The organism is Ancylobacter radicis, from assembly GCF_018449475.1.
Classification (GTDB): Bacteria; Pseudomonadota; Alphaproteobacteria; order Rhizobiales; family Xanthobacteraceae; genus Ancylobacter; species Ancylobacter radicis.
On record NZ_JAHCQH010000014.1, the window covers coordinates 452,203 to 467,028 of the forward strand.

Below are 14,826 nucleotides of genomic sequence, written 5' to 3' on the forward strand. Positions count from 1 at the left end.
GGCCAGCCAGCCCTTTGCTCCGTGGGAGGCCAAAGACACCCTCCCCTTCTTGTGACGGCACGGATGTCCGGCCATTTTGGTTTTCAACCGGCCTGTCCATGGGAATGTGAAAGCCGGCGAGACCGATGCCTGATATCCGACAAAATCCGGTCTGGCGGCTGTCCTTCTTGCCGCCGCGAAGACCCCTGAGGCGATAGCTGTTTGATCGCGTGCTGAACCATTTCGCCAGCGCACATGCCAAGCAGCGGTGCCGAGGGCGCAGCACATGGCGGCAGGTCCGCTCGTACATCTCCGGCTCCGGTTCAGCGGGCGCGAGTCGGTCGCGGGGATCGGCCTCCCATGGTCGCACTGGAGACCGCCCGGCTGCGGGCCTAAGCTGCGCCCACCCTTCCGGTGCTGTCATGCGCGCCGGAATGGTGCTGCGTGCGTGGGTGGTGGGGCAAATACAAGGAGACGAGTACGATGGCGACCAATCCCACTGAAAAGCCCCGTCACCGGATCGTGGTCGTGGGAGCCGGCTTTGCCGGGGTACAGCTCATCCATAAGCTTCAGCATCCCGACGTCTCGATCACGCTGGTCGACCGTCGCAACCATCACCTGTTCCAGCCGCTGCTCTATCAGGTGGCCACCACCGTGCTGGCCACCTCCGAGATCGCCTGGCCGATCCGTCACCTGTTTCGCGACCGCCCGGAAGTGGAGACCCTTCTCGGCGAGGTCATCGGCGTCGACCGGGACAAGCGGACCGTGCAACTGGATGACGGCCCCAGCCTTCCCTACGACACGCTGGTTCTCGCCACCGGCTCCCGCCACGCCTATTTCGGCAAGGATCAGTGGGAGCCCTATGCGCCCGGTCTGAAGACGCTGGAGGATGCCACCACCATCCGCCGGCGCATGCTTCTCGCCTTCGAGCGGGCGGAGATGGAACCGGACCCCACGATCCGCGATGCCCTCTTGACTTTCGCCATTGTCGGCGCCGGGCCGACCGGCGTCGAACTCGCGGGCACCATCGCCGAGCTTGCCCGCCACACGCTTCCTCCCGAGTTCCGCCGCATCGACACGCGCAAAGCGCGCATCCTGCTCATCGAGGCCGGCCCCCGCGTTCTGCCCGCCTTCAGCGAGCCGCTCTCGGCCTATGCGCAAGCCGCCCTGGAGCGGGTCGGCGTCGAGGTGCGGCTCGGCCATCCGGTGACGGATTGTGGCCCGAACAGCATTCGGATCGGCGACACCGATATCGCCTGCCGCATGATTATCTGGGCGGCCGGCGTGCAGGCCTCGCCGGCTGCGGAGTGGCTGGGAGCCGAAGCCGATCGCGCCGGACGGGTGGCGGTGCGGCCCGACCTGACGCTGGAAGGCGATGAGAACATTTTCGTCATCGGCGACACCGCCAGGGTGCAGCAGCCAAATGGCGACCCGGTTCCGGGGCTGGCCCCGGCGGCCAAGCAGCAGGGCGCCTATGTCGCCCGAGTCATCCGGCACCGACTGGAAGGCCGCCCGCCGGTTGCTCCGTTCCACTACCGGCATCAGGGCAACCTCGCCACCATCGGACGGCGCGCCGCGATCATCGAATATGGCAATTTTCGCATGAAGGGCGGCCTGGCCTGGTGGATCTGGGGCCTTGCCCACATCTACTTCCTGATCGGCACACGCTCCCGCTTCGCCGTAGCCTGGAGCTGGCTATGGATCTACCTCAGCGGCCTCCAGAGCGCCCGGCTGATCACCCAGCGCGAGCAACATCGGAGATAGGGCGACGCACGCTCAGCCGACAGCGTCGGCTTCGTGTTGCAGGGCGGCGAGCAGCGACATGAAACGTTCGCCCTGCACCAGCACATGCGCATGAATCCGCTCGGCAGCGCGGTTGCCGTCCCCGTCCAGCAAGGCCTCAAGAATGGCTTCATGCTCGGCGAGCGAGGCCCCGATGCGGCGCGGAACCTTGAGCTGAAGGCGCCGATAGGGCTGGAGCGCGGTTTGCAGCCGGGTGGCCTCGGCGCGCAAGACGCGATTTCCGGTGGCCGCGTAGATCGCGGCATGAAACCGCGCATTGGCCGGGTAATAGGCGTCGTCATCGCCGGCCGCCACCGCCTCGCAACAGGCTATGTGCGCCTGGTTGATCGCGACGCGGTCCAACGGCCCGAGCCGCTGCGCCGCCAGCCGCGCGCAGGAGGCCTCGATCTCCGCCATGAGTTCAAAGGATTCGACCAGTTCGCGCGGGCCCAGCAGCGTCACGAACGCCCCGCGCCGGGGACGCATCTCGACCAGACCCGAGGCCGAGAGCTGGATCAGCGCCTCGCGGATCGGCGTTCGCGACACACTGAAGCGCTCGGCGAGGCTCGCTTCGTCGAGCCTCTGTCCCGGCCTCAAATGGCCCGCGACAATGTCGTCTTCGAGAGCTTCGCGAAGCCTCGGAGTCTGCTCACCACGCATGGCGTACCTCCACGCGAAGAAAGCCAGCTTCCATACCGCAATGCAAGAGGGATCATCTTGTATACTTGATGATTGACTCTCGATGCAATATCGCCTTCACTGAATAAGCGAGACAGGCCCCGTCGGCATATCCGGGAGGGCCGCGTCTCCAGCAGGATCAACGGCTCAGCAACGCTGGAACGGCCATGGGATCGAACACTTCCTTTGTGGCGGACCTCCTGATCTCCATCGCGGAGCGCGGCCGCACCCTGCTTGACCGCTCCCATCGCGTCAGCGGCGCGACCCGCGTCGAAACGCTGGCGGAGCGTTGCGAGACCCTACTATCCGGGCGCGGCGAGGCCTCCGGCGTGGCCCTGGCGGCCGACATCCTCACCCGCTACGCCCATATGAAGACCGGCGAGAGCATCGCCTTCTTCGAAGTCCTGGCCGAGAAGTTTGGGCCCGATAGCCAGCGGCTCGCGGCGGCGCTCGATAGCTATGCGCGCGATGGCGTTGCCAAGGCCGCTGCGGAGCTGCATCAGGCGAGCGAGCCGCGTCGGCAGGAATTGTTCCGCCGCTTCAATCTCGCGCCGGGCGGTACGTTGTCCCTCGTGCGGATGCGCGAAAATCTGATGGAGGCGATGGTTCGCCGGCGCGATCTCGCCGAGGTCGACCGCGACTTCGCCCATCTGTTCGCGTCGTGGTTCAACCGTGGCTTTCTGGTGCTGAAGCGGATCGACTGGTCGACGCCGGCCAATGTCCTGGAAAAGATCATCCGCTACGAGGCCGTCCATGCGATCCGCGATTGGGACGACCTGCGCGCCCGCGTCGATTCGCCGGACCGGCGCTGCTATGCCTTCTTTCATCCGGCACTGGTCGACGAGCCGCTGATCTTCGTCGAGGTGGCGCTGATGAAAGAAACGCCCGGCGCGATCTTCCCGGTCCTTGATCCGTCGCGCACCGTATTGCGACCGCAGCAGGCGACCACCGCGGTTTTCTATTCCATTTCGAACTGCCAGAAAGGGCTTGCCGGCGTCTCCTTCGGCAATTTCCTCATCAAGCAGGTGCTTGAGGAAATCGCCCGCGAACTGCCCTCGCTCTCGACCTTTGTCACGCTCTCGCCCGTGCCCGGCTTCCGCAAATGGCTGGATGCCGAACGCCGCGCGGAACAGAGCGTGGTGCTGACCACAGCCGACCGCAAGGTGCTGGAAAAACTCGACCTTCCAGACTGGGCGGCCAATCCCGAGCTGCGCGATGAACTCGCCGCCGTGCTCGGCCCCATCGCCGCCTATTATCTGCTGGCGGCCCGCACCCCGAAGGGGGCCCCGGTCGATCCCGTCGCCCGCTTCCATCTCGGCAATGGGGCAAGGCTGGAACGCATCAACCTCATGGGCGACCTGTCGGCCAAAGGCATCGCGCAGGCGGCCGGGCTGATGGTGAACTACCGCTACATTCCCGCCGATATCGAGAAAAATCACGAAGCCTTCGCCGGAAAGGGCGAGGTGGTGGCAAACGCCAATGTGCGCAAGCTGCTCAAGGTCGACACAGCCTCCCGCGCCCTCGTTCCCGTTACCTGAAAAGCCGTCATGTCCGACAATCATCTGTTTGCCGCCTTCCGCTCCGCCATCCCGTCGCTCGACAAGCCGCTCGCCATGCTGGCGGATGGGTCAAGCGTGTCCTATGGCGAGATTCTGACGCTCTCCGCGCGTCTGGCGGGCCTGCTCGTCGCCCGCGGCGTCAAACCGGGCGACCGCCTGGCGGTGCAGGCGGAAAAGTCGGTGGCGTTTCTCGCCCTCTACCTCGCCGCGCTGAGAGCCGGCGCGGTCTTCCTGCCCCTCAACACCGCCTACACGCTGAACGAGGTGCGCTATTTCCTCGGCGATGCCGAGCCGGCGCTGTTCGTCTGCGGTTCCGAGAGCGAGGCGCAGGCCCGCCGCCTCGCCGCCGAACTCGGCCTTCCCGCCGTGGAAACGCTGGACGCGGACGGCGCCGGCTCACTGACCGAGGCAGCGGCCGCCTTCCCGCCGAGCTTTGACGATGTGGCGCGCGGGCCGGACGACCTCGCCGCCATTCTCTACACCTCCGGCACCACCGGCCGGGCCAAGGGCGCGATGCTGAGCCATGGCAATCTGCTGTCCAATGCGCAGGTGCTGAAGGAGTGCTGGCGCTTCACCGGCGACGATGTGCTGATCCACGCGCTGCCGCTGTTTCATACGCACGGCCTGTTCGTGGCGGCCAATATCGTCCTGCTCAGCGGAGCGTCGATTTTCTTCCGCACGCGGTTCGACCCGCGCGAGGCGATCGAGCTGATGGGCCGCGCCACCTGCCTGATGGGCGTTCCCACCTTCTACACGCGGCTGCTCGACCAGCCGGGCCTCACCCGCGAGGCGACGGCGCATATGCGCCTGTTCGTCTCCGGTTCGGCCCCGCTGCTGGCGGAGACCCATCGTGCGTTCCGTGAGCGCACCGGCCATGCCATCCTCGAACGCTACGGCATGACCGAAACCTGCATGAACACGTCGAACCCCTATGAGGGCGAGCGTATTGCCGGCACGGTCGGCTTTCCCCTTCCGGGGGTCTCGATACGCATCACCGACCCGACCTCGGGCGCGGCGCTTGCCGACGGCGAGATCGGCATGGTGGAGGTGAAGGGCCCGAACGTCACCAAGGGCTACTGGCGCATGCCGGAGAAGACCGCCAGCGAGTTCCACGACGGCTACTTCATCACCGGCGACCTCGGCATGATCGACCCGCGGGGCTATCTCCACATCGTCGGGCGCGGCAAGGATCTCGTCATCACCGGTGGGTTCAACGTGTACCCCAAGGAGATCGAGGGCGAGATCGATGCCATTGAGGGCGTCGTGGAGAGTGCCGTGATCGGCGTACCCCATCCCGATTTCGGCGAGGGCGTCACCGCCATTGTCGTGCCCGGCAAGGGCGCGAGCCTGACCGAGCGGTCCATCCTTCAGGCGCTGGAAGGCCGGCTGGCGAAGTTCAAGCAGCCCAAACGGGTGTTCTTCGTCGAGGAATTGCCGCGCAACACCATGGGCAAAGTGCAGAAGAATACGCTGCGCGATGCCTACAAGGACATCTACCGCCAAAGTGCCTGATCCGAGCCCGGCGCCAACCGAGCCGACAAACGGGCGGATCAACCGCCCGATGCAGACCCTGAGGAAACGCCAACAGTCCGCCGGAAGGCGGCGACATGGAGGAAAGCATGAACGGTACGCGACTGATCGCGCGCGCCCTGACACTGGGTTGCGCCCTGGCCTTCGCCAGCTCGTCCTTCGCGCAGGACATCACGCTGCGCGCCTCGCATCAGTTTCCGGGCGGCAAGGGTGATCCCCGCGACGAGATGGTGCAGATGATCGCCCGCGACGTCGAGGCCGCCAATGTCGGGCTGAAGATCCAGGTCTTCCCGGGCGCGTCGCTGTACAAGGCGAACGAGCAGTGGGGCGCGGTGACCAAGGGTCAGCTCGACATCACCTCCTTCCCGCTCGACTACGCATCGGGCCGTGTGCCGCAATTCTCGGTGACGCTGATGCCGGGGCTGGTGCGCAATTTCGACCGAGCCGATCGCCTCAACGACTCGCCCTTCATGCAGGAAATAAAAGCTCTGATCGAAAAGAACGGCGCCATTGTCCTGGCCGATGCCTGGCTCTCGGGTGCCTTCGCCTCGAAGAAGGGATGCATTGCCGGCCCCGACAGCATCAAGGGACAGGTCACCCGCGCCGCCGGCCCCGCCTTCGAGCAGATGCTGGCCGCCGCCGGCGCGTCCATCGCCTCCATGCCGTCGTCGGAAATCTACTCGGGCATGCAGACGGGGGTGCTCGACGCGACCAATACCTCCTCGGAGAGTTTCGTGTCCTATCGCCTCTACGAGCAGGTGAAGTGCCTCACCGCGCCGGGCGCGAACGCCCTGTGGTTCATGTACGAGCCGGTGCTGGTGTCCAAGCAGGTGTTCGACAAGCTCAACCCGGCGCAGCAGAAGGCGCTGCGGGACGCGGGCAAGAAGGCGCAGGCTTGGTTCGCGACGGAAGTGCGCAAGGGCGACCAGAAGCTGATCGACACCTACAAGAAAGCCGGCGTCGAGGTGGTGGAAATGTCCGCCGCCGATTACGACGCCTGGCTCAAGGTGGCGCAGGAAAGCTCCTACAAGAACTTCGCCGAAAAGGTGAAGGGCGGCGACGAGCTGATCAAGAAGGCGCTGTCCGTCCAGTAGGCCCCGCATGAGGTCCCGCGCGCTCCCCTGCGGGAGTGCCGGGACCCGAGGCGCCGGGGCGCGCGGCACCGCAGGCCGGGCGCGCTGGCCCGCCGTGCCTTTCTCTCTCTGACAAGCGAAAGCCTCTCATGGTCAGCCTGTTCCTGCGAGCAGTCGATCTCGTCTCCAAAGCCGCCGCCATTCTTGCCGGGCTGCTGCTGATCGCCGCGATGCTGGTGATCTGCGAGATGATCTTCCTGCGCTACGTGTTCCGCGCGCCGACCATCTGGCAGACGGATTTCGTCATCTTCTCGGCGACCGCCGCCATGTTCCTCGGCGCGCCCTATGTGCTGAAGACGCGCGGCCATGTCGGGGTGGATGTGATCGAGATCGCCCTGCCCGCCGGCCCGCGCCGCTGGCTCGGCATCATCGGCGCCGGGCTCGGCCTGCTGTTCGCTGTCCTGATGACGATCGCCAGCGTCATTTTCTTCCATGAGGCCTATGTCAACGAATGGCGCACCTCGACGGTTGCCGCCATCACGCTGTGGATACCGCTGCTGCCGCTACCGGTCAGCTTCGCCCTTCTGTCGCTCCAATATGTCGCCGAACTGATCCGCCGCCTCCACGGCCCGGATGACGCCCGAGGAATCGCGTGATGAGCCTTTCCCCCACCCTGTCCGGCATGCTCATCATCGGCCTGCTGTTCCTCATGCTCGGCACCGGCATGCCGATCGCCTTCGCCCTCGGCCTCACCGCCATTGGCGGGCTGCTGATGGCCAACGGGATCGGTGTCTTCGACGTGCTCGCGGAGACGATGTTCGCGGGCATCGCCAACCTCGCCTATGTCTCGATCCCGATGTTCGTGCTGATGGGCGCGGCGGTGGCCGCCACCCCGGCCGGCAAGGACCTTTACGAGGCGCTCGACCGCTGGCTCAACCGCGTCCCCGGCGGGCTGGTGCTGTCGAATATCGGCGCCTGCGCCATTTTCGCCGGCATGACCGGCTCCAGCCCGGCCACCTGCGCGGCGATCGGCAAGATGGGCATTCCCGAAATGCTCAAGCGCGGCTACCCGGCCTCGGTCGCGACCGGCTCGATCTGCGCCGGCGGCACGCTCGGTATCCTCATTCCGCCCTCGGTGACGATGATCGTCTACGGCATCGCCACCGAGACCTCGATCGGCCGGCTTTTCCTGGCGGGCGTGATGCCCGGCCTGATGCTGGTGGCGATGTTCATGGCGTGGGCACTCTATGATTGCCGCCGCAAGAACTTCAACTTCGACGTGAGCGGCAGCCGCTTCACCTTTGGCCAGAAACTGGCTGCCCTGCCCAAGGTCACGCCCTTCCTGATCATCATCGTCGGCACGCTCTATGTGCTCTATGGCGGCGTCGCCACGCCCTCGGAGGCGGCCGGCGCGGGCGCCTTCCTGACGCTCGGCGTGGTCATCATCATGTACCGGCTGTTCCGGCCGGGGCCGATCCTGGAGATCTTCTCCTCCACCCTGCGCGAGAGCGTCATGATCATGATGATCATGGCCTCGGCCGAACTCTTCGCCTTCGCCCTCTCCTCGCTGTTCATCACCCAGACCGTGGCGGGAGCCATCGCCTCGCTGGATGTGAACCGCTGGGTGCTGATGGCACTGATCAACCTGTTCCTGTTGGTGGCCGGCATGTTCCTGCCGCCGGTGGCGATCATCGTGATGTCGGCGCCGCTGCTCTACCCGATCATCGTCTCCTCGGGCTTCGACCCCTACTGGTTCGCGGTGATCCTGACCATCAACATGGAGATCGGCCTCATCACGCCGCCGGTGGGGCTCAACCTGTTCGTGGTCAAGGCGATCGCCCCACAGGTGCCGGCGCAGCAGGTCCTGCTCGGGGCGCTGCCCTATGTGCTGCTCATGATGCTGGGCATCGTCATTCTCTGTATCTTCCCGGAAATCGCCACCTGGCTGCCGACCTATGTGATGGGCCCGCTCTGACGCCGCCGAATGCACGGTGAACATATTGCCGACGACCTGCCCTCCTCTTGGGCAGTGTCATGCTGCAGGCGGACAAGCAAGCTTCGCCTCTTGGCGATACTCGCCGCGCGATTCCCGGCCTTAACCTTGCCCGTGCGTCGGCGGTGGCCGATGCGCAGGTTCAGGAAGAGGTAGCGTGCATGACGGCCAATCCCTTTCATCTCGCCTGGTTTCTCCAGGGCTCCAGCATCCAGGCCTGGGGCGAGCCGTGGACCGGCAATATCGGCCAGGACTGGATGAGCGCCGACATGTTCGTCGACCTCGTGCGGTCGATGGAGCGGGCCTGCTTCGACTACCTGCTAATCGAGGATTCCATCTATGTCGGTCAGAACTGGCAGGATTCGCGCGACATCTTCCTGAAGGGCGGCATCTGCGTGCCCCGGCAGGAGCCCAGCGTGGTGGCAACGCTGCTGGCCGCCTCGACCCGCAAGCTCGGCATCGTGCCGACGCTCTCCACCTTCGCCTATCATCCCTATCTGACCGCCCGCATCATCTCCTCGCTCGACCAGATCTCCGGCGGGCGCGCCGGCTGGAACATGGTGACGGGCTCGTCGGATCTCTCCGCCCAGAATTTCGGCATGGAGAAGCTGCCCGAGCACGACCAGCGTTATGTGATGGCGGAAGAGTATATCGACATCGTCAAGGGGCTGTGGAACTCGTGGGAGCCGGGCGCGATCATCAATGATCACGAGAACGGCGTGCTGATCGACCCCGCCAAGGTCCACACCATCGACTATGCCGGCACCTATTACGCCTCGCGCGGGCCGCTGAATTCCGGCCCCTGCCCGCAGGGCCAGCCGGTGATCGCACAGGCCGGCGGCTCCCGAAGCGGGCGCAAGATCGCCGCGACCCATGCCAACACCATCGTCGCCGCGCCGAACGGCGTCGCCGCGATGAAGCAGTACCGCGACGATGTGCGCGCGCAGATGGCCGAGCTTGGCCGCAATCCCGACGACTGCAAGATCCTGTTCCTGCTCTCGCCGATCGTCGCCGAGACCGAGGACCAGGCGAAATGGGCGGCCGAACAGCGCCGCGTCTCCGCCGCGCAGAATCTCGACGCGCGCATGGCCCGCTTCGGCTGGAGCACCAATCTCGACCTGTCCAGCCTCGACCTCGACACGCCGGTCAGCCAGCTCACCCTCACCACCAATGGCCACCAGTCCAGCCTGTCGCAATTCCTCACCCGCGCCGGCGACAAGCCGCTGCGCGAGGCGATGATCGACCATGTGAGCTGCGGCTATTGCGTCGATGTGGTCGGCACGCCGGACAGTGTCGCCAGCCAGATGGACGAGATCATGCAGGAGATCGGCGGCGACGGCTTCCTCATCGCCCTGTCCGATGTCTCGCGCCGCTCCGTCTCCACCATCACCGACGGCCTCGTGCCGGTGCTGCAACGCCGGGGCCTCACGCGCCGCGCCTATTCCCACCAGTTCCTGCGCGACAACCTTCTCGAGTTCTGATCCACGCCGCCCTTCGCAGACAAGGCTCGGGGCCGTCGCGCGCGCGACGGCCCCGTTTTCAACAAGCGAGCCGTGGGAAAGATTGATCCGAGGACTTGGGCGTCGCTTGCGCGCCTGTCAGGTCGTCAGATGGTGGAAGCGGCGGCCGAAATAGACCAGCCCCTCGCTCGTGCCGCCCTGATGCAGGCCGAGCACCTCGCAGAAGGCGACATCATGCGTGCCGACCGTGGCGAGGTCGGTCACCCGGCAGTCGAAGGCCACGCTCGCCTCCATCAGCACCGGCGCGCCAGTCACCAGCGTCATCCAATGCGCGCCGGCGAAACGTTCGCTCATGGTCTTCACGCCGCCGGCGAAAGCCATGCCGAGCGCCTCGTGATGCGGGCCGGCGAGCGTGTTGACGCACAGCACGCGGCTGGTGGCGATCGCCCGGTGCGACTGGTTGGCGCGGTTGACGCAGACCAGCAGCGTCGGCGGGCTGTCGGTGACCGAGCAGACCGCCGAAGCGGTGAAACCGCATTGGCCGGCCTCGTCGAGGCTGGTGACGATGTTCACCGCCGCCGGCAGCTTCGCCATGCCCTCGCGATACAGCTCGCGGCTGACCGCCGCCGGGAGCGGCTCGCCGGCCAGTGCCGCCACGGTGCTGGCCGCAATGCTTCTCGGATCGGTCGCGCTCATGCTCACCTCCAGTCGCCATGGGCGAGACGTTTCAAAACTCGCGCAGCATCTGGCGAAGCGTCGCGCCGGGCGTGTAGCGCGTGCGGGCGAGGCCCCTTCGTTGCAGCGCCGGGACCAGCCCCTCGCAGATGTCGTTGATGTATTGCCGGCTGATATTGGCGGTGAAGGGGCGGGTGATGAGGAACCCGTCGCCGCCGACCTCGGCCATCACCTCGCCCATCCGCTCGGCGACCTGGTCGGGCGTGCCGATCAGACCATCCAGACCGCGCGCCAGCTGGTCGGCGCAGAGCTGGCGCAGCGTCTTGCCGCTGCCCGATTGCTGGAACGCATCGAGCGAGCCCTGCTCGCCATTGGTGGTTAGGTGCGGCAGCGGCGCGTCGAGATCGAAGGTGGAAAAGTCGATGTCGGTGATGGCCGCGACCAGCGCCAGCGCCTTCTCGCAATAATCCGGCGCGTCGACGATGCGCGCGGCCTTGGCTTTCGCCTCCTCCTCGCTCTCGCCGAGGATCGGGGCGACCACGAACAGCACCTTGATCTCGTCGGGATCGCGCCCGCCGGCCGCGGCGCGCGCCCGCACGTCGTCGCGATACGCCTTCAGCCCCGCCACGCCCATGGAGGGAGCGATGATGCTGTCGGCGGTCATCGCCGCGAATTGCCGCCCGCGGGGCGAGCCGCCGGCCTGCACGAAGGCCGGGCGCACCTGCGGCGAGGGCACGCAGTTCAGCGGTCCCCGGCTCTTGAAATACTTGCCCTCGAAATGGATCGGCCGGACCTTGGAGGCATCGGCATAGGTGCCGCTGTCCAGATCGCGCACCACCGCATCGGGATCCCAGCTGCCCCAGAGCTGCTTGCACAGCTCCACATACTCGTCCGCCATGTCGTAGCGTTCCTGGCGCGGCGGCAGCTTGTCCATGCCGAAATTCTCGGCCGCGAGGTCCTCGCCGGTGGTGACGATGTTCCAGCCGAAGCGGCCCTTGCAGATGCTGTCCAGCGTCGAACACAGCCGTGCCAGCATGAAGGGCGGATAGGCCATGGTGGAGAAGGTCGCGACCACGCCGAGATTGGTCGTGCTGGCGCCGATCAGCGCCGCCATCGGCGAGGGGTCGGCCTTCGGACCCATGATGTTGTGCTTGAGATAGATCTCGTTCGTGCCGCCATAGGCTTCGGAGATCATCAGCGTGTCTTCGAGCATGATGTAGTCGAAGCAGGCCCGCTCCATGGCCTTCGCCATATCGACATAGAAGGCGCCATCCCACGGATCGCCGCCGCCGCCGGTGAACGGCTTGGTCCACTCATCGACCGCGAAATTGGTGAACCAGCCGAGGTGGAATGGACGTGGACTCATGATGCTGCCCTGTCTGCCCGCTGCAAGTGAGCGGGAAGGCTAGAGCGGCGGTCATCATCGGCACCATCGGGAAAACCCCAAGCGATGTTCCGGCGTGGGGAGGTTCAACATTGGGCAGCGAGGCGATCCGTGGACAAACGCTGTGCAATCACCCTTTCCGATGGAAACATGAAGGGCATCGATTTTCGTTGAATATCAGGGAGATCGGCACGGCGCCTGTGCGGCGCACAAATTGCTACGCCAGGGCTCAGGTAAGCCAAATCTCAGGAATGGGGCCAAACCTCAGGAATGGGACATCGTCGACCGGAGGCCTAGCCATGTCGCACATCAGCCAGATCTACGACATCGACCTGAAGCTGCTGCGCTGCTTCTGCACCATCGTCGAGGAGCGCAGCTTCACCGCCGCGCAGGCGGCGCTCAACCTCTCGCAATCGACCCTCAGCGAGAACCTGAAATCGCTGGAGATCCGGCTCGGCACCCGGCTGTGCCGACGCGGACCGAAAGGCTTCAAGCTGTTTCGCGAGGGCGAGGTGGTCTACAAGGCCGCGCAGGAACTGTTCGCCTCCATCGAGGCCTTCAAGCAGAAGGCCTCGAACATCAACCAAAACACCGTCTACGAACTGTCGATCGGCATTCAGGACGGCATTGTCGAGAACCCGTCCGCGCGGCTGCACGATGCGATCCACCGCTTCTCCGAATATTACCCCAATGTCCGCTTCCGCATGGAGGTCATGCTCGGCTTCCAGCTTGCCGGCCGGGTCGCCGACGGCATCGTGCATGTCGGCATCGGGCTGGTGAACGAGCATTATCCGCAATTGACCTATGAGCACCTGTTCGACGAGCAGGGCTTCATGTGCTGTTCCAGCCGGCATCCCTTCTTCACCGTGCCCGACGAGAAACTGACCCTGGCCGATATCGAATCCGCCGCCTACTGCAACCGAGGGCATCTCGAATACTACCATCCCGAGCGCACGCGGCGCAGCGACACCTGCGGCGACATCGGGCTCGGCATCCAGTCCCAGCTCGCGCTCATCCTGTCGGGACGCAATATCGGCTATGTGCTCGACCACACGGCGGAACCGCTGATCGCCAGCGGTTCGCTGCGGGCGCTGCGGCCCGACCGGGTGCGCATCGTCAACCCGATCACCGCGATGATGGGGCCGGCGGCGGCCGACTTCAAACTCGCCCGGCATTTCGTCGACTGCCTGATCGACGTCCATATGGAACTTGGCCAGAGCCGGCTGCTGCCGCGCCCGGACTTCGTGACCAGCTGCGGGACGGTGGTGGATCGCGACGGGGTCTTCAGCGTGCGGCCGATGGCGAGGGACCCCGTCCTGGCACGCCGCAATGGCGTGGCTCATGAGGCGACGGCGACCGGCGAGAACGTGCAAGGGGTCGATCGCTACGATCTGCCGGAGGGCCCCGCCGGGCGGCAGTACAGCATCGCCTGACAGGGGATCGCGCGGTCCCGTCCCGCCGGCCGCCCTGCCCTATGCGATACGGCGCAGCCAGATGGCGCCGCCGGCATTCCTGATCATCCTTGGAAAATCCCGACGCACGCGCGTCGCTTCCATCTGGGTCAGGTAATTGCCGAAAAACTCGATGTCCCAGGCGGTGTTATGGGCGAGGAAGGCACGCAACGCATACAGCTCGTTCCACGACCGGTTCTGCTGCACGACCCAGTCGGACGGGTATTCGAACGGCCAGAATATATCGTGGATGTGGACCAGCACACCCGTCTTCAGCCGGGGCAGGATATCGAGCAGCTCATAGACGACATCGCTGCCGGTTTTCACGACATGCGTGGAATCGATGAACAGAATGTCGTTCGCCTCAAGCCGCTCGAATTCCTCCAGGGGAACGTCCTGAATGCCCGAATTGATGACCCGGTGGCCCGGCCAGGGCGTGCCGGCCAGGCGATAGAGCAGATCGGGATAGGGTTCGACGAAGGTGACCTCGCACGCCCCGGCCAGTTCCCGGTCGATCGCGTCCAGCAGGCAGGCCGACGACCAGCCGCACCCGATCTCGATGATCCGCTGCGGCCGATGGCGCCGGATCAGCGCGTAGAGCGTCGCGCCGTCGCCATACGAATAGGCCGGATTGTCGTAGCAATAACGGAATCCCGGTGTGGGCTGGTCCGGGAGGGGAACCGCCAGAAGATGCGGCAACAGATCCTGCCAGGCGCTGACCATGCGCGCCCTATCCAGACGCAGGCCCGGCAAGGTCTCCGGCAGGGGTTGCGCCGCCAGCCGGGCGAGATGGCGTTCGGCCTCGCTCACGTCCACGACCGGCGAGTAGAAATGTCCGGCCGGCGCGAACAGCGGGGCTGTGGTGGGGATGGGCTCCGGTTCGGGCGGTGGCGCGGCCCGTTCGGCGTCGATGCGCTGCCGCTCCTCGCTCGTCAGGAAGGTCGCCGCCATGTCGGCGACGTAGCCGACCACATCGGTCTGATCCAGCGTCAGCGGCGCCGCCCAGGCGGCAATCTCGTCGGCGGACGGCTCGCGGTTCAAGATCCCATGGTAGAGCGCCGCAACGAAACGCTCCGCATCGCGCCGCGCCGTGTCGTCCGGCGGCGCGTCACACGCGGGCTCGACGCCCGGAACGGACAACAGGGGCGCCAGATCGTCCACGCTCATGAGGGCACGGGTCATCCTCGATCAACCATACCTCCATACTTTCCGATTTGAGGCATTTCCGCAAGGTAAGGACATCTTGGGATACACAGCCCCTG

General features: G+C 65.7%; 12 protein-coding genes. 8 read left to right on the top strand and 4 right to left on the bottom strand.

The window, feature by feature from the left end; genetic code table 11:
* Nucleotides 1-462 precede the first annotated feature (462 nt).
* Nucleotides 463-1,743 carry an NAD(P)/FAD-dependent oxidoreductase gene (locus KIP89_RS05385; protein WP_213754362.1) on the top strand — a complete coding sequence of 427 codons (1,281 nt, stop codon included), beginning with the start codon at nt 463-465 and terminating at the stop codon, nt 1,741-1,743.
* A gap of 12 nt (nt 1,744-1,755) precedes the next feature.
* On the opposite strand, the gene KIP89_RS05390 is transcribed toward KIP89_RS05385, so the two are convergent.
* On the bottom strand, nt 1,756-2,421 hold the full coding sequence (locus tag KIP89_RS05390) for a GntR family transcriptional regulator (protein ID WP_213754363.1): 666 nt from the start codon (nt 2,419-2,421) through the stop codon (nt 1,756-1,758).
* Between the two features lie 185 nt (nt 2,422-2,606).
* Here KIP89_RS05390 and KIP89_RS05395 point away from each other — a divergent pair, with 185 nt between their 5' ends.
* The 6 genes from KIP89_RS05395 (at nt 2,607) to KIP89_RS05420 (ending at nt 10,075) form a co-directional block, all read left to right on the top strand.
* The gene (locus KIP89_RS05395; protein ID WP_213754364.1) at nt 2,607-3,977 is read left to right on the top strand and encodes a malonyl-CoA decarboxylase; all 1,371 of its coding nucleotides are present in this window, start codon (nt 2,607-2,609) and stop codon (nt 3,975-3,977) included.
* Between the two features lie 9 nt (nt 3,978-3,986).
* Nucleotides 3,987-5,510, top strand: coding sequence for a malonate--CoA ligase (locus KIP89_RS05400; protein ID WP_213754365.1), 1,524 nt, complete (start codon nt 3,987-3,989; stop codon nt 5,508-5,510).
* A 107-nt stretch (nt 5,511-5,617) separates the two neighbouring features.
* Nucleotides 5,618-6,622: a TRAP transporter substrate-binding protein gene (locus KIP89_RS05405; protein ID WP_213754366.1), complete on the top strand. Its 1,005-nt coding sequence runs from the start codon at nt 5,618-5,620 to the stop codon at nt 6,620-6,622.
* A gap of 128 nt (nt 6,623-6,750) precedes the next feature.
* Complete coding sequence (locus tag KIP89_RS05410; protein ID WP_213754367.1) at nt 6,751-7,257, top strand: TRAP transporter small permease subunit; 507 nt, start codon at nt 6,751-6,753, stop codon at nt 7,255-7,257.
* On the top strand, nt 7,257-8,576 hold the full coding sequence (locus KIP89_RS05415) for a TRAP transporter large permease (RefSeq protein ID WP_213754368.1): 1,320 nt from the start codon (nt 7,257-7,259) through the stop codon (nt 8,574-8,576). Before KIP89_RS05410 ends, KIP89_RS05415 begins: the two co-directional genes overlap by 1 nt.
* 179 nt (nt 8,577-8,755) lie before the next feature.
* Nucleotides 8,756-10,075, top strand: coding sequence for an NtaA/DmoA family FMN-dependent monooxygenase (locus KIP89_RS05420; protein ID WP_213754369.1), 1,320 nt, complete (start codon nt 8,756-8,758; stop codon nt 10,073-10,075).
* A 117-nt stretch (nt 10,076-10,192) separates the two neighbouring features.
* Here the strand turns inward: KIP89_RS05420 and KIP89_RS05425 are convergent, their stop codons facing one another.
* Both KIP89_RS05425 and KIP89_RS05430 read right to left on the bottom strand, forming a co-directional pair.
* Complete coding sequence (locus KIP89_RS05425; protein ID WP_213754370.1) at nt 10,193-10,750, bottom strand: flavin reductase; 558 nt, start codon at nt 10,748-10,750, stop codon at nt 10,193-10,195.
* Between the two features lie 31 nt (nt 10,751-10,781).
* Entirely contained in the window at nt 10,782-12,095 is a 1,314-nt protein-coding gene (locus KIP89_RS05430) for an NtaA/DmoA family FMN-dependent monooxygenase (RefSeq protein WP_213754371.1), read from the bottom strand.
* Nucleotides 12,096-12,412: 317 nt separating this feature from the next.
* Here KIP89_RS05430 and KIP89_RS05435 point away from each other — a divergent pair, with 317 nt between their 5' ends.
* The gene (locus KIP89_RS05435) at nt 12,413-13,546 is read left to right on the top strand and encodes a LysR family transcriptional regulator (RefSeq protein ID WP_250152204.1); all 1,134 of its coding nucleotides are present in this window, start codon (nt 12,413-12,415) and stop codon (nt 13,544-13,546) included.
* A 39-nt stretch (nt 13,547-13,585) separates the two neighbouring features.
* Here KIP89_RS05435 and KIP89_RS05440 read toward each other — a convergent pair whose 3' ends face one another.
* The gene (locus KIP89_RS05440) at nt 13,586-14,731 is read right to left on the bottom strand and encodes a class I SAM-dependent methyltransferase (RefSeq protein ID WP_213754372.1); all 1,146 of its coding nucleotides are present in this window, start codon (nt 14,729-14,731) and stop codon (nt 13,586-13,588) included.
* Nucleotides 14,732-14,826: the final 95 nt, after the last annotated feature.